17 protein-coding genes are annotated in these 18,157 nt (G+C 39.4%); 4 read left to right on the top strand and 13 right to left on the bottom strand.

Features of this window, described 5'->3' with window-relative positions:
• Position 1: 1 nt before the first annotated feature.
• Positions 2-1,267 carry a sensor histidine kinase gene (locus JWG40_RS15720; RefSeq protein WP_205286731.1) on the top strand — a complete coding sequence of 422 codons (1,266 nt, stop codon included), beginning with the start codon at positions 2-4 and terminating at the stop codon, positions 1,265-1,267.
• Complete coding sequence (locus tag JWG40_RS15725) at positions 1,251-1,673, top strand: MaoC family dehydratase (RefSeq protein WP_135658853.1); 423 nt, start codon at positions 1,251-1,253, stop codon at positions 1,671-1,673. The genes JWG40_RS15720 and JWG40_RS15725 overlap by 17 nt, the downstream gene beginning before the upstream one ends.
• Here the strand turns inward: JWG40_RS15725 and JWG40_RS15730 are convergent.
• Both JWG40_RS15730 and JWG40_RS15735 read right to left on the bottom strand, forming a co-directional pair.
• Positions 1,657-2,022 (bottom strand): DUF1292 domain-containing protein, encoded by a 366-nt coding sequence (locus JWG40_RS15730; RefSeq protein WP_205286732.1) that lies wholly within the window; start codon positions 2,020-2,022, stop codon positions 1,657-1,659. The genes JWG40_RS15725 and JWG40_RS15730 overlap by 17 nt on opposite strands.
• The gene (locus JWG40_RS15735; RefSeq protein ID WP_205286733.1) at positions 2,022-2,315 is read right to left on the bottom strand and encodes an HNH endonuclease; all 294 of its coding nucleotides are present in this window, start codon (positions 2,313-2,315) and stop codon (positions 2,022-2,024) included. Before JWG40_RS15735 ends, JWG40_RS15730 begins: the two co-directional genes overlap by 1 nt.
• A 49-nt stretch (positions 2,316-2,364) precedes the next feature.
• Here JWG40_RS15735 and JWG40_RS15740 point away from each other — a divergent pair, with 49 nt between their 5' ends.
• Entirely contained in the window at positions 2,365-3,477 is a 1,113-nt protein-coding gene (locus JWG40_RS15740; RefSeq protein ID WP_205286734.1) for an acyltransferase family protein, read from the top strand.
• Between the two features lie 2 nt (positions 3,478-3,479).
• Here JWG40_RS15740 and JWG40_RS15745 read toward each other — a convergent pair whose 3' ends face one another.
• Positions 3,480-4,856 carry a flavin monoamine oxidase family protein gene (locus JWG40_RS15745; RefSeq protein ID WP_205286735.1) on the bottom strand — a complete coding sequence of 459 codons (1,377 nt, stop codon included), beginning with the start codon at positions 4,854-4,856 and terminating at the stop codon, positions 3,480-3,482.
• A gap of 104 nt (positions 4,857-4,960) precedes the next feature.
• Here JWG40_RS15745 and JWG40_RS15750 point away from each other — a divergent pair, with 104 nt between their 5' ends.
• Positions 4,961-7,075 (top strand): 7TM diverse intracellular signaling domain-containing protein, encoded by a 2,115-nt coding sequence (locus JWG40_RS15750; RefSeq protein WP_205286736.1) that lies wholly within the window; start codon positions 4,961-4,963, stop codon positions 7,073-7,075.
• On the opposite strand, the gene JWG40_RS15755 is transcribed toward JWG40_RS15750, so the two are convergent.
• The 10 genes from JWG40_RS15755 to JWG40_RS15800 form a co-directional block, all read right to left on the bottom strand.
• Positions 7,072-7,998 (bottom strand): 50S ribosomal protein L11 methyltransferase, encoded by a 927-nt coding sequence (locus JWG40_RS15755; protein WP_205286737.1) that lies wholly within the window; start codon positions 7,996-7,998, stop codon positions 7,072-7,074. The genes JWG40_RS15750 and JWG40_RS15755 overlap by 4 nt on opposite strands.
• Before the next feature lie 2 nt (positions 7,999-8,000).
• Positions 8,001-8,624: a helix-turn-helix domain-containing protein gene (locus JWG40_RS15760; RefSeq protein ID WP_205286738.1), complete on the bottom strand. Its 624-nt coding sequence runs from the start codon at positions 8,622-8,624 to the stop codon at positions 8,001-8,003.
• Positions 8,625-8,663: 39 nt separating this feature from the next.
• The gene (rsmI, locus tag JWG40_RS15765) at positions 8,664-9,350 is read right to left on the bottom strand and encodes a 16S rRNA (cytidine(1402)-2'-O)-methyltransferase (protein WP_205286739.1); all 687 of its coding nucleotides are present in this window, start codon (positions 9,348-9,350) and stop codon (positions 8,664-8,666) included.
• A complete protein-coding gene (locus JWG40_RS15770) occupies positions 9,347-10,174 on the bottom strand; it encodes an HAD family hydrolase (RefSeq protein WP_205286740.1) in 828 nt (275 codons plus the stop codon). Before JWG40_RS15770 ends, rsmI begins: the two co-directional genes overlap by 4 nt.
• A 6-nt stretch (positions 10,175-10,180) precedes the next feature.
• Entirely contained in the window at positions 10,181-10,966 is a 786-nt protein-coding gene (locus JWG40_RS15775) for a M23 family metallopeptidase (protein WP_135658870.1), read from the bottom strand.
• Positions 10,967-11,260: 294 nt separating this feature from the next.
• Positions 11,261-12,502 carry a sterol desaturase family protein gene (locus JWG40_RS15780; RefSeq protein WP_205286741.1) on the bottom strand — a complete coding sequence of 414 codons (1,242 nt, stop codon included), beginning with the start codon at positions 12,500-12,502 and terminating at the stop codon, positions 11,261-11,263.
• An 18-nt stretch (positions 12,503-12,520) separates the two neighbouring features.
• Positions 12,521-13,399: a 16S rRNA (adenine(1518)-N(6)/adenine(1519)-N(6))-dimethyltransferase RsmA gene (gene rsmA, locus JWG40_RS15785; protein ID WP_205286742.1), complete on the bottom strand. Its 879-nt coding sequence runs from the start codon at positions 13,397-13,399 to the stop codon at positions 12,521-12,523.
• Positions 13,353-15,182, bottom strand: a complete 1,830-nt coding sequence (locus JWG40_RS15790; RefSeq protein WP_205286743.1) for a ComEC/Rec2 family competence protein — start codon at positions 15,180-15,182, stop codon at positions 13,353-13,355. The genes rsmA and JWG40_RS15790 overlap by 47 nt, the downstream gene beginning before the upstream one ends.
• Positions 15,183-15,224: 42 nt before the next feature.
• Positions 15,225-16,193, bottom strand: coding sequence for a tryptophan--tRNA ligase (trpS, locus tag JWG40_RS15795; RefSeq protein WP_205286744.1), 969 nt, complete (start codon positions 16,191-16,193; stop codon positions 15,225-15,227).
• Complete coding sequence (locus tag JWG40_RS15800) at positions 16,190-18,157, bottom strand: hypothetical protein (protein ID WP_205286745.1); 1,968 nt, start codon at positions 18,155-18,157, stop codon at positions 16,190-16,192. The genes trpS and JWG40_RS15800 overlap by 4 nt, the downstream gene beginning before the upstream one ends.

The raw sequence follows: 18,157 nt of genomic DNA on the forward strand, positions 1-18,157 counted from the left end.
AATGAAAGCTGCAGGCCGAATAGCATTTTTATATTTGTTATTCGGCTATATCTGGATTTATTTTTCAGATTATGCGATTTCACTAATATTCGAATCTCCAGATGACATTCGGGAAATCCAAAGCCTAAAAGGATGGGGATTTGTTACTGTATCCGCAGCGATTATCTTTGTTCTTTTGGTTCGGGAGTTACAAAGACAAAAACGAGTGTTATTTGCAAAGTTCGAGTCTGACCAACTTTTCCAAGTCATTTTGGAGCGGATCGAAGATGCTGTCATCGTATTCAATTTAGATACTTGGAAAATTGATTTTTTAAGCGAACAAGTCTCCCGACTTTTCGATATTCCCACCAAAGAAATCCTCATTCATCCTGAACTTCTTATCGAACGGGTCCACGAAGCAGATAGGGACAGAATGACCAATATTTGGATGAATCAATTACGGGAAAATCATACGGGTCTATTGTATCGAGTCCGTATGTTGGACGGGAAAATCAAATGGGCTTTGGAACATCGACTTTTTATTCCCACCAAAGAGGGAAGTGCGAACAAGGCAGTTGCGGTCATTACGGATATGACCAGTTATATGGAAAACCAGTCCAAACTGGAACGATCTTTAAGGGAAAACGAAACCTTACTCACTGAAGTCCATCACCGAGTAAAAAATAATTTAGCAGTTGTTATTTCTTTTTTGCAACTCCAGGTTTATTCTTCTCCACCAGAAACGGCAGATATTTTGGAACAAAGTATTGTTCGCATCAAGGCGATTGCACTAGTTCATGAAAAACTATATAGTAGTAAAAATTTATCAGGTCTTAGTTCTGTAGATTATATCACAAGTCTTGTGGAAAATATAAAACTAATGTATATGAGGACTGATATCCTTATTGAATTGGATGTGCAACAATTAGAATTTAACATTGTGGATGCGATCCCTATGGGGCTTATGATCACAGAAATGTTAACCAATAGTTTTCGACATGCATTTGCTAAGGGAAAACCGGATGCTTTGATAAAAATTGATTTTATTGTTACTGATAAACTCAATTACGAATTAAAATACAGAGACAACGGAATTGGTTTCCCGCCCGGACTAAACTATAAAAAGGCTGAGTCAATCGGTTTGTCCGTTATATTTTCCTTATGCAGCCAAATGAACGGTCGTGAGGTGGAATGTTCTTCTGCACCAAACGAAGGTGTGTTTTATCATTTTGCCTTTTCACCCAAAAAAGTAATTCCTAAGGACGATTCGAATGTATCAAAAGGGTAAAAGTTTTTTAGAAATTCAAATTGGGGATTCCGCATCTTTTACCAAAACAATCACCGAAACCGATGTGTATTTGTTTGCTGGTATTAGTGGAGATTTTAATCCTCTACATGTAGATGAAGAGTATGCAAAAACCACAAGTTTCGGAACAAGGATTGCTCACGGGGGACTTGCTGCATCACTTCTTGCACCAGTCCTTGGAATGAAATTACCTGGCCTTGGAACTGTTGCTTTGGAAACCACAACCAAATTCAGAAAACCAGTTTATTTTGGAGATACAATCACATGTTTGGTGGAGGTTGTCGAAAAAGTGGAGCGGCTTAAAGCTGTAAGAATGAAAATTGTTTGGACCAATCAAAAATCGGAAGTGGTAAGTAAAGGGGAAACTCTTGTCATTCCTCCCGGTTAAGAAATTGCCCCAAAAGTCCGATTTCGTCTTCTACATATTCGCGAATTTCCTCTAATTCGTCCTCATCTAAGATTTCTTCTAGAATTTCTTCCCCTGACTCATCTTGTCCAATTCGCATCACAATGTATCCAGGTACATCCGAATCTGGATCATCCATCTCCACATTTACAAATTGGAACTCTTGTTCTGTTGCCGGAAGAAAAACGAGATAGTCATTTCCCATTTGTGAAAAGGAATAAAACACTTCCCATTGGTAACTGTTGCCTTTCTCATCTACGAGATCGATTTCTTCAGCGGCACGACTAGGAAGGAAATCATCTCCTTGGAATCCTAAATCCTTCATGTCCATTAGGAGAAGAACTCCTTCTCAAAAGGAAGGCTATGTTTTTTCTTAAAATTACACTCTTTACAAGCGGGAACTAAATTAGCTTTTACTGATTTCCCTCCTCGAATAAGAGGGATTAGGTGGTCCATTGTAATCTCGTCCACTTTGAACTTTTTTCCGCAGTAATGGCAAATGCCGGAAGAACGTTTGTTTTTCCACCAGGCACTGTTTTTTAGTTCTTTAGCTTTCCTTCTTTCCCGAGCAATTTCTTCATCGCTGACATCGGAAAAAAATGAATCGGAGGGAGTTCCCGTCATAATTTAAAAAAATCTGTTTTTTTCCTTTCGTCAAGAAAAAGATGGAGGAATGGGAAGACTGGTTTACCTAGACAATTTAAGATCTTTTGCACTTTTACTCGGAATTGTATTCCATGCGGCGATTGTATATGCCACAGACATTAAATATGCGATTCAAGACGAGGACCGCAGTGAGGCCCTTTCTTATTTTTGTTATTGGATTCATAGTTATCGTATGCCCATGTTTTATATGATTTCCGGTTTTTTTTCTGCGATGGTCTGGGAAAAAAAGGGAAGAAGTTTTTATTTGGAAGCAAGGTTTAAACGAGTTCTCATACCAACCATTTTTGGACTTATTTTTTTGGCTCCCATTCAATATTACCTTACAGAACGGATCAAAACTCCGCAGTTAGAACTTTTGTCTTTTTTGGAATATTTTTTTACCAAGGATCATTTCCAACACTCTCATATATGGTTTCTTATTGATTTGTTTTGTTTTAGTATCTTGTATAGTTTGATCCCAAAATCTTTTTTTACTACTAAACTTTGGAATCAAATACCTAAAGGGGTTTTTAAATATATAACACTTATTAGTTTTTGTTTTATTTTTGTTTTTCTATGTCATACGCAAGTTTCTAAAGGAGAATCCTATTACGGGATATATAAACTTACTTTTATATTTCAGTTTTCCTTTTTTCTTTCGGGAGTTTTATGTTTTCATTGGAGGAGTATTCTTACACCCATAGACCATTCCAGGAATAAAACATTAGCTGTATTTGTTTGGGCGGTATTTATTTCTTTAGTTTTTAAGGAATTGGAAATTGAAGATCCACTTTGGATTTACTTTCAGTATGTGAATGGTTGGGTAAGAGCCTTACATATTTTTTTATGGGTTCTATCTCCCTTTTTGTGGACGAGTTTCCTTGTGTCGATTTTTCAAGTCTTGGGGAACAAAGGTGGAAAGGTCGGATCCTATTTGATTGAAGCAAGCCTTCCTATTTATTTAGTCCACCATCCCATCTCTTTGTTTTATGCTTATTGGGTGAGAGAAATGGAATGGGGGATATGGGTGAAATTTATTTCCCATATCCTTGTAGTTTTAGGGTTTAGCTTTCTTTTGTATGAATTTTTAATCCGGAAGATAAAACCTTTTCGGTTTCTCTTCGGATTAAAAAGTACATAGACTTAAGTTTTACTAACAGCTTGGATTGCAGAGGCAACGGCAGAATCCATACTACCTGTATGGAATGCTAAATGTTCTCCTGCGAAAAATACTCTTTCGAAAGGTTCTGTCCAAACATCTTTAATACCGAAACTTCCCGGTGGAAATAGAGAAACAAATCCGGCTCGTCCCGTGGTTTTTTGGAAACTATGGAAAACAAAGGGGGACTCGAGTATCAAGTCCAAATCACCAACTTCTTCCAAGGAGGATATCATAAGATTTTTTTTCTGACGATCACTTCCTTTTTCAAATAAAGAAGCTCTATCCCCTGTGGAAATTGATGTAACGGCAGTTACGTTCGTTCCAATGGCAGATTCGGAAACATATAAGGTTTCTGCGGCTGTGTTTGTTGAAAGAAAGAATTTTGATAAAGACTCTTTGGTTTTTACCAAACTTAAGTTTTTAGAAATTTTTCCTGTTTGCATCCGTAAAGCGGAGTAAATCAAATCTTTCGGTAGGCCTGGTGTCCATTTGATATCAAGGACTGCGGCGGCCGGAAGGGAACAAATCACCAAACTTCCTTTCACTGACCTTCCAGAGGATAAGTCGATAGTGACTTGGTTTTTTTGTTGAGAAACTTTGGTTACAGTTTCTCCTAATAGAATTTCTTGGTTGCGAAGAGAATTTGCTAGTTCTTTAATGATTCGTTCTGCTCCTCCTCGCACTTGGAATTTGGGTTTGAGGGCCGATTGTAAAGCAGAAAGATCATCTAATACGGATTCGCTTGAAATTTGGTTGAGGTCGGCACCAAGGATCACTCGGTAAAGATCGTTCATAGAACGAATTTCTTCTTCAGTTAAACCTTGATAACGGGCGTAAGACGAAAAGTTAATTTTGTCTAAACCTTGTTTTTGGGTAGTACCTAAAGATTTATGGAGTTCAATGACTTTGTCTAAGGTCTCAATGGATGCAGGAGAAATTTTTAATAGATCGCTATTTGATTTTTGAAGCGAAAATCGATCAGCAACATTAGAAGATACCAAGTCCAAGTTTAATTGTTTCACTAAACTTTTGATATCTGATTGGCCTTCACCGATCCATTCACCACCTAAATCTTGTAAGATTCCAAGTTCTGGATTTTCGTAAGTCGCAATTCGACCACCAAGTTTGTCCCCACGTTCGATGACGGTGACATCATATCCGGTTTGTTTTAAGAGATATGCCGAGTAAAGACCCGAAAGCCCACCGCCAAGGACAATCGCCTTTTTTCCACCACTAGACTTTGGTTTGGTTTCGGCACTCGTAATTGTTGTGGATTGTCCGAATGATTTTTTAGGAAATACGAACCCTGCCCCTAAGGTAACAGTGCTCATCTTTTGTAGGAAACTTTTTCGATTCATAGAACTTTCCCCTATTTTAGCATTGGAAACAAAAAAGGCTAGAAAAATTAGAAAAATACAATCTAGTATCTTTGTCTTTTTAAGCGAATTGGGAGATCACAGCTTTGTTTTTCCGCCATGTAAAATATTTCTTTCTTATCTTACTCTTGGTTTTGCCTGGAGTTTTGTTCTCGGAATCTGCCATCCCTCTCAGTTCCGAAATCTTGGGAAAACCTATCTGGCAGGAGGTTCTTGTTTTAGAAGACAAAGACCAAACTTTTTCAGAAACAAATATCATTAGTGGATCTTTGGATTCACAATTTCAAAAAATATCCTCTCCGAATTTAGGTTTTTCAAAATCTCGGTTTTGGATTCGTGTCCAAATCAAAAATCCTACCGAAAATTTGATACGGTGGAATTTGGTTTTTGATTTTCCTCTTCTGGATGAGATCCAGATTTACGGAAATTCTCTTCCAAAAGCCTTAATCTGTACATTAGGCGACAACCATCCCTTTTCAGAAAGAAATTTGGATTACAGAAATCCTGTGTTTCCTTTAGAAACTCCAGCAGGTGTTTCTGCAACTTACTATTTACGAATTCAGTCGGAATCCACAATCCCTTTAACTCTTGCTATATGGACCGAACGTAAATTTTATGATCAGTTAAACAGAGAACAAATAATTTTCGGTATATTTTACGGAATTTTATTTGTAATGATTGCGTATAACTTTTTTATTTATATCTTTACTTACGAAAAAAGTTATCTATTTTATTTGTTTTTTATTAGTTCCATTTTTTTCTTTCATCTAATTAATAACGGTTTTGCTTTTCAGTATCTTTGGCCCAATTGGACTTTTTGGGGAAACTATTCGCTTCCGTTCTTTATTTGTGTCTCTTGTATAACGGGAATCTCTTTTACCAACAACTATCTCAGTTTAAAAAAACATTTACCAAAGATTTCCAAATTGATGTGGATTTGGGTAGGATTTTTGTTTTTGTTTTCTGGGGTTACGTTTTTTTTAAGTTACCGTACAGCTATGGTAATCAGTATTTTACTGACGGTTCCTACAGCTCTTATCATGGTGTTTAGCGGAGCCTCCACTTACCTTACCAATGTACGACCTGCCCGTTATTATTTAATCTCTTGGTCTTTTTTTCTTTTAGGTGTTCTTTTGTATTCTTTAAAGAGTTTGGGTTTTTTACCAGACAACCAAGTCACTCGTTGGACTATCCAAATTGGAACTGCCTTACAAACCATTTTGTTATCACTGGGGCTTGCTGATCGAATCAACTTTCTCACGAGGAGCCTTAGGGATCATATCAGAGAACTTTCTCATGCTAAATTAAAAATCGAAGAATCGGAAAAACGGTTTAGAGAAATTTTCCAAGGTTCGGATGAAGTGATTTTGATGATGAACGAAAATTTCGAAGTGATCAATGCAAACAGAGCTTTATCAAAACATATGGGTTTTCGATTGGATGATCTTCGGGGCAAAAAAATCACGGATTTTCTATACACTGGTCGCGATCAAAGTTCGGACTATAATGTCATGTATGTAAATGACAAACTAACGGATTTAAAAATGACGGGTTCCATTATTAATTTCAAGACTGAGTTTGAACAGAAATATGTAAAGGAACCAAAAGAGATGTATTGTAGATTACAATACATTGACTTCGATGAAACTAGGGAAGTTCTTGCGACTATGTCTTCACAATATGAAGACACAATCATCCAACTCATTGAATCCGAAAAGATTGAACTTTCAATGAATAACTATCTGCGCAATGCGGAACTTGTATCGCAAAAAATCACCTCCCAACTTTCCAAATATCTTTCTAATATAGAACAAACGGAAGTTAGATCTTCTGTTCGAGAGATTATTATCAATGCAGTCGAACATGGAAATTTAAATATCAGTTTTGGTGAAAAATCCAAGGCTCTTATGGAAGGGAATTATTTAGAGTTTTTGCAAAAAAGGCAAGAAGACCCGCGGTATAGCCAAAAGAGAGTAAAAATTGAATATTCATTTACAAGAGAATTTGTGGCTTATCGTATCACAGATGAGGGGCGAGGTTTTGACCATAAAAAACATATGGAGAAATCGATCGATGAAATGAATGATGCTCATCAACAGCATGGTCGTGGGATTCTTATGACAAAATCTGTATTCGATCGGATTGAATACAACGATCGAGGGAATCAGGTCAGTTTGATTAAATATCTAAATAAGGACTAATTGCGTAACCAGTCCAAAACCCACCACTCGTTCCATTCTTTGGAGTAGAGGAGTTTTCCTGGCAAATGACTTTGCAATAAACCGAGGAACTGGTCTTTTTTGTCAGTAATGATTCCCGAAAAAATAATTCTTGGTGCTTCAATTTTTGCCAGATGACGAATGTTTTGTGATAATACCGCAAAAGTGATATTCGCAATCGCTAAATCATACTTTGTGTTGGATAACTTGGGATTATCAATTCCTGATTCTTCTACACTGAATTGAAATCCCTTAGGGTATTCGTTTTCAGTCCAATTGGACCAAGCGGCCTTCACTGCATTGGGATCAATGTCCAAAGCAAAAATTTTGGAGACACCAAATTTTGCAAGACCGATGGAAAGAATTCCTGAACCAGTTCCTACATCACAAGCAGATAAAAATGGAAACTCTCCTCTATCATATAAATCATCCAAATGTTCTAATATCAATTTGGTGGTCTCGTGGTGGCCTGTTCCAAAGGCAACGCCAGGATTGATAAACAAAGGAATTCCACCATTTGGTTTCCAAAGGTTTATGGTTTCTTGTTCGTTTTTTTCCCAAGTGGGAATCACCCAAAGTTTTTTTCCAATGGGAAATGGTTTGTAGTATTCTTTATAAGCTTCTTCGTAATCACGAGTTTCTATATTACGTGATTCTGTATTGGAATTATCGGGTGCGTGGATTTTTAAAAATATAAGGATCTTAAGTTCTTTATCGATCTCATCTGTTTGTAAATAAATACGAATGTTGGTATTGTCACGGATTAGGCCTTGGTCTTTTTCTTTGGGAGCTTCCCCATCAAATAGAATTTCATAGTAACCGGCACATTGGAGTGTATCCAACAGTTCGTAAAAACTGTCAGATAGTTCTTTGGGTAGATTGACTTTGAGTTCTCTGTATTCCAATCTTAACCTATTTCATCCGTATAGTCCATAACCAGATACATTAGTGTTTCTTGGTCAGTGGGATTGGAATACTCATGCGAAACATCAGCTTTAAAAAATACAGAATCTTTTGGTTCTAGTTCCACAACCTTTTCACCAACGCGTAACCGTAGTTTGCCGGAGACAACAACCAAATTTTCTGTGGTTCCTGTTTTGTGTGGTTCGGCAACTTCATGTCCACCAGGTTTTAAGATGAGCTCATAGAACTCTGTTTTGCGGTTCCCGAGAAAAGGAAAAAGTGCACGGCTTGCAAAGACTTTGGAATTGGAGTAGAGGACTTTGGAGTTTTCTACTTTGAGGATATGAATTCCATCTTGGTTTTTTTCTTTGAGGAGTTCGGAAAAGGGAACGTTGAGTCCGTTTGCAATCTTCCATAAAACAGAAATTGTGGGAACCGATTTCCCTTGTTCGATTTGCGATAACATCGCTCGGCTCACACCACAGCGGTTTGCGAGTTTGTCCAAAGAAAAACCTTTCGTATGACGGATGAGTTTCAGATTCTCTTTGACGACATCTGTTATATAATCGCCAGATTCTGAAATCAATTGTTCAATTCCGTCAGTCGGTTGCTCTACTTTACTTACCATTGTCCAAGCGTCCAATATAACAGAGGTACTGTCAACAAACTAACGTTTCGGCCTTTCTTTTTTATCTTCAATCACAAAGACCGGTGGGAGTTTGAGGCCAGGGGGAAACTTTTTATGGATCTCTTTTGCCGAACCTCGAAAGCTTGTTTCGTTTGCCATGGAGATTCCGAGGGCAAGGAAAATCTGGCGGTCACCAGGAAGGATTTTTGCCAAGGTTTCCAGACAGTGTTTGGTCCGGTAAGCTGTTTCATAAAAGGCGATGGTGACACCAAGTCCAATGTATTGTTTGAGAGTTCTCTCTCTTTCCTTTTCCTCTCTCGGCAAAAAACCCAAAAAAAGAAAGGGGGAGGTGGCAAACCCGGAACTCGTGAGGGCGGCAATGAGGGCCGTGGGGCCTGGGGCAGAACGAACTTCTACACCCATCTCCCAAGCGAGAGGAACAAGCCATTTGCCTGGATCTTCGAGACCAGGGCTTCCTGAATCAGAAATGAGACAGGTTCGTTTGGTGGTCGCAAGCTTCATTGCGATTTCATCCATATCCTTACGCGACGAGTGTTCGTTCAAAAGGTCAAAGGGTTTTGCGATTCCTAACTTCTTTAAAAAAGTAGAAGTGGTTCTCTGTTCTTCTCCCAGGATCCAGTCGGCTTCCTCTAACAAGGTTTTGGTGCGAGGAGGAATGTCGGCATCATTTCCAATGGAATTGGATACTAAATAAAGTCGGTTCATCTGGCTACGGGTTGGTAAACAAAGTAAGGTTGGATATAAATTCCTTTTGCAGAACAGGCAGAGGCAAACTCTGGATTGTCCCGGTTGATGGCAACAGCCATTTGTTTGGCTCGGCAAAGCATAGGAAAATCATTAAAGGAATCTCCAAAGGCCAGGTCGGGATATACTCCCACTCTTTCTTCGATGGCTTTTACTTTTCCTTCCCCATAAGTATAAGGTTCAATCAGTTGGTGTGTGAACTTCCCATTTTCACCTAACACTTGTCTCATTCCAATGACTTTGGATTCCTCCACTGGAAAAAGGTGGGCAATGGCGGCAATTCCTGGTTCCGGAGATGCGGTCACAATGTACACAGTCCAATCATGATGGTATAAATAAGCGATTAAGTCTTTCATTTCCACTTGGGGAAACACACCGGAATCTCTATCGGGAATGTTCACTCTTTCCCAAGCCCGGCGAGACACTTCGTAGTATTCTTCTTGGTTCATGCCTTGGAAGATAAAACTTGTCCAACGGTATCCTCTTTCGATTCCGTATTCTTTTAACTGGTAGGAATACTCTTCCCAAATCAAACGTTCTTTTTCGGCTGTATTGATCGCTGTATGATCTTTCCAAATTTCTTTATCACGAAAAAAATCAGATAAGTCTTTGGGAACATAGATAAGTCCATCATGGAGGAGTTCTTCCATGATCTTTTCACCAAAATCGTTGCGAATGAGAGTGTTATCAAAATCAAAACAGGCGATGCCTGGTTTTTTCGGTATGATGGTTGTCAGACGGTCGTAAATTTCGTCCGTCCAACTGTTCTTTGTCAGGTTAGTCACTAATACTTAGTCTGCAAATCCGACTATGCTTGTGGCAACTCCTTCTTCGTAGGGAGTGAGAAAGTTTTCAGGATTTAAATACACATTATGAAATCGGACTTCGAAATGGACATGGGGCCCCGTGGACTTTCCTGTGTTTCCAGAAAAGGCAATGATTTGCCCTTTTCTTACCACATCTCCTGGTTTTACGAGTAACTCTTGGTTGTGTCCGTAAACAGTATGGAAGTGGTTCATGTCATGGTGGTAAATTTTGACCGCAAGCCCATAGTCACCACCTCGGCCCGCTTCTTCGACCACACCGTCGGCGGCAGCAAGGACGATGGATTTTTTCGGAATGGCGATGTCGAGACCCGTGTGCCAGGTGTTCCAACGCCTTCCAATTCGAGAAGAAATTCTAGATTTGTTATTAGGAAGGACGGGCCAGATGAATTGGTCGATGGGAGATTCCACGGTTTCGCGGAAGAGTTCTTTTTCTTGGAGGCCCCGCATGTATTCTGCGGAATAAGGAAAGAAAATGGAGCGTTTCAAACGTCCCAGATCTGCTTCTTTCAGTTGGTTGATTTCCATCACCTCTTGGGCGAGGATTCCAAACTCGGATGCTTTCTCGAGAAGGCTTTTTTTCTCGGCATTTAGGTCTACCCAAAGGCCCCATTGTTCATTGTAACGCTGGAAGACATGGTTGTCCAAAAATACGGGACCATTTTTTTGCTTTTGGTAGGCCGCATAGGCTGAGTAGGTCACTACGAATAGGATTAAGACTAGAATGATATAGTAACTACGGTTTCGCTTCATCTCATTTTGCCTCATAAACTATGGTGCAATGCCAAATTCTCACGGCCACTCATCTGGTCAAGGCGAACGGTCGGGAAATCCGCCCCAAACATGGCATTTATGTGACATAACACTGAGACTGGTTTTCAGGTCACTCGTTTTTCTAAACATAAAATGATTAGGGAACAGTGTTTAGTAGGAGATGAACGGAAATTTATCGACCAGAATGACGCCGGGAAGGGGAAAAACCTTCTTACCGGAAGGGATTCTGGTAAGAAGGAAGTGAATCATTTGTTTTCTTTGTGAAAACTTAGTTCAGGCAGCCTGAGCTTTTCGGCCATTGGTTCGGTAGAGGTAAATTCCTGCCACAAGAAGGCAAACAATACCGATCGCGTAGTAGGCCCAACCCACATCAAAGTAGGCAATTACGAGAAAACCAAAAAGAAGACGTCCGATCTCCATCGCACCTGCCCAAGATTTCCCTTCAATCAGGGCATTGATTGCCACAAGAGAGAAGGTCACCCAAAGAGTCACGAGCACTTGCGAGATGAGAGAGAACTTTGCCACAAAAAGGAGAAAGGAAAAGGACAAAAGAAGAACCAAAACAAACCAAGTGGTGGTGTACGTTCTCACTTCGGAGGGAGGTTTTGGATCGTACTTATGAAAACTCTGTGGGCTGACTTCGGGGATCGGTAAAAACCCGGATGGTTTGTTTCCTTCTCTCGGATACCAACCCGGTGGTTTGAAAAAGACTCGAATTTTATCTAAGAAATAGGGGGCACTTGCCGCTTGTTTCAAAAGCTCCCAATAGTAATGGATATTGGCATAGACCGGATTGAAACTTTTGAGTGGTTTGACTGTTCCATAAACACAAGGCTCTGTTTCTTCTCGGAATGTGCCAAACATCCGATCAAAAAGGATAAAGATTCCGCCATGGTTTTTATCAATATAGATCGGATTGATTGCATGATGGACCCGGTGGTGGGAAGGGGTGGATAAAATGTATTCTCCAATCTTTCCAATTTTACCCACAGCTTTGGTATGCACCCAAAATTGGTAGATAAGGTTCAATTGTCCACTGGCCAGATACATCCAAGGGTGGAATCCAATGAGAGCCAAAGGAACATAGAAAATCCAGGTCACAATTCCACCGAGTCCGGTTTGTCTCAGAGCCACAACCAAATTGTATTCTTCGCTGTGGTGGTGGATGACATGTCCTGCCCAGAGAATGTTCACTTCGTGAGCTAAACGGTGGGACCAGTAATAACAGAAGTCTTGACCCACAATGCAAAGGATCCAAGCCCAAGGGTTTGTCATGGCAAATTCAAAAAATCGAAAGTGTTCGTAAATATAGAAATAAGCAAAGAGTCCAATTCCCTTTTGGAAAAGTCCCCAGATCTGGGAAATGATTCCTGTGCTTAGGTCGGCAATGGAATCGTTTAACCGGTAGAGGGCTTTGTTTTTACGATAACCAATGTAGACTTCGATTCCAATCAGGAGGAAGAATACGGGGATGGCATAGGTGACAATGGGCGGAGGTGTAAAATTCTCGAACATAGCGGAGTAAATTTGACATCATTTTGACAAATAGTCAAGTAAATGTTGACCCAAAGTCAGAAATTGTTCACGGTTCAATTCTTCAGGCCTTGCCGTAGGCGGAACCCCCGCTGATTGGATGGCTTTTCCCAATGCCTCCCGAAAATCCGGATCCTCAGAAAAGGGAGATTCGCGAAGGCTCACTTGGATTTGTTTTCGTTTCCCCCAAAAAAGCGTACGAAGCATTCGCGACCAAAGTTCTACCTCGCGGTCGGTCGTGAGTTTCCATTGGTTCTGTTTGGTTTCTTTTTTGGGACTAAGTAGGATGAGGGCGGAATGGATTTTGGGGATGGGGAAAAAACAGTTTTTATGAACGGTTTTCAAATACTTCACTTCACAAAACGCAGAAAGGAAAACAGATAAGGAAGAGGTTTCTTTCACAAGGCGTTCGGCGAATTCCTTTTGCACCATAAAAATCCCACCTTGGAAATTGCGACAATGGATGACCAAGGTATTGATGATTTCTGTGGTTAGGTGGTAAGGCAAATTTCCAAATACAAATACTTTTTCATTATAGATATGGAAGAGGTTGTCTAATGCATCCCCTTCATAAAGAATTGCTCTTGGAAACTTTGGTAAAATTTCTTCTTTAGTCAATTGGATGTAAGCGTTGTCGATTTCGAATAGATAAGTTTTTTTATCGAGGCCTAGGACGGGATAGGTTAAAGTCCCGAGTCCTATTCCAATTTCTGCAAGCACAGTTGATTCTTCATGTAGCAAAGGTTCGGTGGAATTGACTATGAAATTCACTATGTTTTGGTCGATGAGGAAGTTTTGGCCAAATTTCTTCTGCGCTCGGATTCCTTTGGATTCAAAGAAGGTTTGTATATTGGAGATGGTCGCGTAAGGGGATTTCAAAAGTTTCCTCAACGAGTATCATTTTCCAGGCAGTAGAAATCCCAAGTAGTTTTTGGTATTGGATCCATTCTTTCGCTTCCTTTTTTTTCCAAGGAGGGAAGTCCAAAAGAAGAATTCCCTTCCAATTTGGGTTGGTTCTCGACTTATCTGCCTGTTTGGTTTGTTTTAAAAACCGATCCACCTCCTTCGGATTCCCATCAAACCGGATAATGGAAAAAAGTGGATTCATTTCCGCGCCAAGGATCTCTCTTTCTTTGGGTTTTATGGGAAGTTGGAATTTAGAAATCCAATCTAGGGACTTCTCTGTTCCATGCCAATAAACATCCGTTATATTGTATTTTTTCATGGAAGATAAAATTCTTCGGAGACAAGATTCCGATTCAAAGGAAATGAATTTTGGAGGTGGATGGCCTGGAGTCAGCTCTGTGAGTCCTTTCGAATAACAAGTTCCAAAAATATAGAGATGTTCGCCGTATCGAATTGATAAATTTCCTTTTCGGAGTTTTGTTTGGAGTGTCGGGAGATTTGTTGTCGGAAGAAAATAGGAAACAATCAAAAACAAAGTCGGAAGAAAGTAGAGAGCAGTTTTAACTAAGGGATGTTTTATAAAATGAAGTTTCGGATAAAATGTATAAACAAAGCTAAGGAAGATTGAAATAAAAAATAGGGTTTCGGGAGTCGTTGCCCAAGTTTTATACCCTCTACCCAAATCACACAAAACCTGGAAAATTTTTAAGAAAATGGATAACTCAAACGTTGCGGGAACCCAAATCCAAGGAGAGAGTATATCCACTAAAAATTCTGGGACGAGGGACTGGAGAAAAATACTCAAATAAAGTGTGGGAAGAAGGATTCCTGCCATAGGAACCAAAAGGAAATTGATCCAAATCCCTCCATAGGAAAAGGACCGAAAGTAATAAACTAAAACGGGAAAACTACAAATGGAACAAGCGAGTGTTAGATGAAAGTTTTCTTTAAAAAAAGATTTGGATTTGGGAAAAAGTATCTGATCAAAAATCGGTTTTAGAAAAAAAATTCCAAACACAGCACCAAAAGATAATAAAAATCCTATGCTTAGAAAATCATAAAAGAGAAAAAATGCAATACAACCCGAAGAGATCGTTAGTAAGTCTGATGGCCCAATTTTTCTATAAAATAGTGATGCTATGAGAGATAAAAATACAAAGAGATAAGCTCGTAAAAAAGAAACAGGAAAGTCGAGAGCCGCCAAATAGAGAAAACCAACACCTAACGAAAGTATAAGTGAGATCCATTTTCTTTTTCGAAAACAAAGGTTACCCAAAAATTGTAAGGAACCAATGAAAATTCCCAAATGAAGACCGGAGGCCGCAAACAAATGAAGGATCCCTGATTCTTTTGCAATATCTTTGAAACTTCCAGGAATTTCCTTTGTGGATCCTGTGACAAAACCCATAACAATTCTTGATTCAAACTTAGAGAGGGGAGATTTTTTGAATTGGGTTTCTAAGTAAGAGCGAAAGAGGGGATGGATGGTTTTTACGCTAGGTCCTGAGTGGACGTTGGCAAATACTAAAAATAGAATCGAAGCTAAAAGAAAAAGATAAACCTTTTTATCAATGTTATGCGAGAGGAGTGGCGGGAGGAAGGTATATGAAACGAGGAACAGGAGAGAGGTAAAAAGTAGGAGTGAATGAAAGCCCGGTACGTTAAGTCCCAGTTTTAGAAGAAAGGCCGTCCCACAAATCCCCAAACAGAACCAACTGAAATCGGCCCTAGGAAGAAGATAGATCTCCTGTTTCATACAGGATTAGGTGAAAAATGGGGAACTTTGGTTCTTTAGAAATTAAAAAGGATAAATGCCTAAGGTCTTTCTAACATCTTCCAATTTTTTTTCTGCCACCTTTTTGGCTTTTTCTTTTCCTTCTTTTAGGACTTGGTGCACATAATCTAAATTTCGTGTAAGTTCTTCTCGTTTGACACGGTAGGGTGCAAAATGACCTAGAATGGAATCCAAAAGATCTTTTTTTAGATCTCCGTAACCCGCTCCCCCTTGTTTGTATTTTTCCATTTGTACCGATTTTTCTGCGGATGTTAGGAAGAGTGAATGGATTTGGAAGATAACAGATGTTTCTGGGTCTTTCGGCTCTTCGACTGCTTTCGAATCGCTCACAATGGACATTACTTGCTTTTTGATCTCTTTTTCAGTTCCAAAGAAGTCGATTGTGTTTTTGTAAGATTTGGACATCTTCGCACCATCCACACCAGGGACAGTGGCCGTATTTTCATCGATATCTGGTTCTGGAATGGTAAGCACGGGTCCAAACTGTGCATTGAATCTTTCGGCAATATCCCGAGAAAATTCTAAATGTTGTTTTTGGTCTTTTCCCACGGGGACTTTTTCTGCGGAAAAAAGTAAGATGTCACTTGCCATAAGGATGGGATAGGTAAAAAGTCCTGCACCCGGAACAAAACCTTTCGCTACTTTGTCCTTAAAGGAATGAGCCAATTGTAATTGAGAAACAGTAATGGACTGCGATAAATACCAAGTAAGTTCTGTGACTTCGGGTACGTCACTTTGAACCCAAAATACAGATTTTTGAGGATCGACGCCTAGCGCGAGTAAGTCGATCGCACATTCCATTGTAAAACTCTTTAATTCTTCTTTGGATCGGAATGTTGTGAGTGCGTGTAGGTTTGCTATAAAAAGAAATAAGTCTTCTGTGGATTGGTAGTCCAAGATTTTTTTGATCGCAGAAAAATAGTTACCTAAGTGGAGTTTTCCTGAGGGTTGAAGACCGGTGAGGACTCTCATGATTCTCCGTCCGCATCGGAAAGATCCAATGGATCCGAGTTTTCTTTGTTTTCGGAAGATTCGGAATTTCCTTCTTCTTTGTGAAAACTGGAGTAGGTGAGTCTTTCGTATTCTTTATTTAATTTGATCAGCTCTTGCTCAATTTTGCGATGTGCGGTGAGTTTGGATGTGGTTGCTGGATCCTTGAAGATTACAGCATAATTGTATAAATACCTTGTAAATTGGATAAAAACATCCTCTACCTTCATTCCGTTGATTCTTTCTTTAGCAACTACGGATTTATCAAAATGAGGAATGAATCTTTGGGCGATTTTTACTTCTTCAATGACTTTGTCTTTTGTGGATGCGATTTTATCATTTGTTTTGCCTTTGGATTCAGTGACTTTTGCCATCAAATGGTTTTCTACAATGATATTGAGTTTGCCTGCAAAACTTCCAAAAAATTCGGAAGCCTCTTGTAATGCCTGAACTATGGTTCCTGCAATTTGGTCATTGGCCGCATTACCTGTGCTATAGTCCATTCCATACTGTTGGAAACTATATTGGAAACTCGGGAATTTTTTATTAAAATTATCAATGGTCCGAACAAGAGAATTGAGTTGGTCAATTTCATTTCGAAAAAGTCCAGGTTGGATTAGAAGTAGTTCTTGGTTTTGGTTTTTGTCGCCAAGACGCATGTAACCTTCGATCAAGTTGATGTAAACGTTTTGTAAATCACGAAGTAATAAATATACAAGTCGATGTGGTTGGGATTTGTAGCTATTTTTTACTGTTTGGCTTTTTGCTGATTCTGGCATATGGTGGGCCATAAAGTCATCAACAACCACATTCAAAAAATCAAAACTAATCTTTCCTTTGTCATCAATGGCAAAATACCGAGATCTAAGATTTTGCAATTCTTCTTTTTTGAAGGATCTGGTGTTGATATCGTCGGAAAGTTTTGCAACAGTGATCTCTACTTCTTTTTGAATTTCCCTAGCAGCTTGGAATTTATGCTCTTGGATGGCAGGAACTCTTAAGTCCGCAACAATCTCTGGCCAAGTGAACATTTTTTTCTTTGCTACAATATAAAATGCAGTGATTGCTTCGGATAACTTGGGTTTTGTGTTCTCCAGATTTAATGCGTAACCAACTCCCTCCATAATTTTGCTGAGTTTGGGAGTGAGTTTTTCATCCATTTTAACAATATCTGGGAGGTTGGAAAGGATGATGTCACTGGCATCATTTCTTTGTAGAAAACGCACATAAAACATCTGCATTTTTAAGGAACGTTCCAAAAAGATATCCGCAGAAATTTTGTCCAAAATGAGTGCATCTAAAGAGGCAAAGGCATTATAGAACTTATTAAAGTTATTGATGATATTGTAAACAAGGGGAGTCCAAATCCTCCAACCTTGTTGTTCGGAAACACGAAGGGCTTGAATGGTAGGAATAAGAACATCTTCTTTCATTCCTCGGAAAAGTTTTTCCACATTATTGGAAATGGTAGGGTTACGGCCAAAAAGACCAATATCTATGGTTCCCGTATCTCTTCCAAATTTGCTGATAGAGTTGTTTACGCTCCCCGCACCCCCACCAAAAAGACCAGCTAGAAGTCCACCACCTTGCCTTGGTTCGATGACTCTTTTTTTTGCGGGGTTTTGTTTCTGTTTAGCACTATCAATTGTAACAAGATCACTAGAACGCTTTGGTTTTTGATCTGGAGTAGATGTTACGTAGGGCTTTGGATTTTCCCTTCTTTGTTGTTCCCTTTCTGGAAGACCACGATCCCGGCCATCGTCTTTTTTCGGTTTGTTTTTGGCTTCATAGTCCTCATCTACTTTGCGGATGAGATCAATGCGTATAAAAACATCGTTTGATTTTAAAATGGCTTCATCGATGAGCTGTTGGTGTTCCGGTGTACGTGCTTTACGATACAAATCGGCAAATACGCGGTGTGCTTCTGTACGAGAGACCGGAGTCAC

Source organism: Leptospira abararensis (assembly GCF_016918735.1).
GTDB lineage: Bacteria > Spirochaetota > Leptospiria > Leptospirales > Leptospiraceae > Leptospira_A > Leptospira_A abararensis.

Bases quoted from the DNA above. Each gene is read 5' to 3' on its own strand.
- JWG40_RS15720 (WP_205286731.1), top strand. From the start codon at position 2: ATGAAAGCTGCAGGCCGAATAGCATTTTTATATTTGTTATTCGGCTAT.
- JWG40_RS15725 (WP_135658853.1), top strand. From the start codon at position 1,251: ATGTATCAAAAGGGTAAAAGTTTTTTAGAAATTCAAATTGGGGATTCC.
- JWG40_RS15730 (WP_205286732.1), bottom strand. From the start codon at position 2,022: ATGGACATGAAGGATTTAGGATTCCAAGGAGATGATTTCCTTCCTAGT.
- JWG40_RS15735 (WP_205286733.1), bottom strand. From the start codon at position 2,315: ATGACGGGAACTCCCTCCGATTCATTTTTTTCCGATGTCAGCGATGAA.
- JWG40_RS15740 (WP_205286734.1), top strand. From the start codon at position 2,365: ATGGGAAGACTGGTTTACCTAGACAATTTAAGATCTTTTGCACTTTTA.
- JWG40_RS15745 (WP_205286735.1), bottom strand. From the start codon at position 4,856: ATGAATCGAAAAAGTTTCCTACAAAAGATGAGCACTGTTACCTTAGGG.
- JWG40_RS15760 (WP_205286738.1), bottom strand. From the start codon at position 8,624: ATGGTAAGTAAAGTAGAGCAACCGACTGACGGAATTGAACAATTGATT.
- rsmI (WP_205286739.1), bottom strand. From the start codon at position 9,350: ATGAACCGACTTTATTTAGTATCCAATTCCATTGGAAATGATGCCGAC.
- JWG40_RS15775 (WP_135658870.1), bottom strand. From the start codon at position 10,966: ATGAAGCGAAACCGTAGTTACTATATCATTCTAGTCTTAATCCTATTC.
- JWG40_RS15780 (WP_205286741.1), bottom strand. From the start codon at position 12,502: ATGTTCGAGAATTTTACACCTCCGCCCATTGTCACCTATGCCATCCCC.
- JWG40_RS15790 (WP_205286743.1), bottom strand. From the start codon at position 15,182: ATGAAACAGGAGATCTATCTTCTTCCTAGGGCCGATTTCAGTTGGTTC.
- trpS (WP_205286744.1), bottom strand. From the start codon at position 16,193: ATGAGAGTCCTCACCGGTCTTCAACCCTCAGGAAAACTCCACTTAGGT.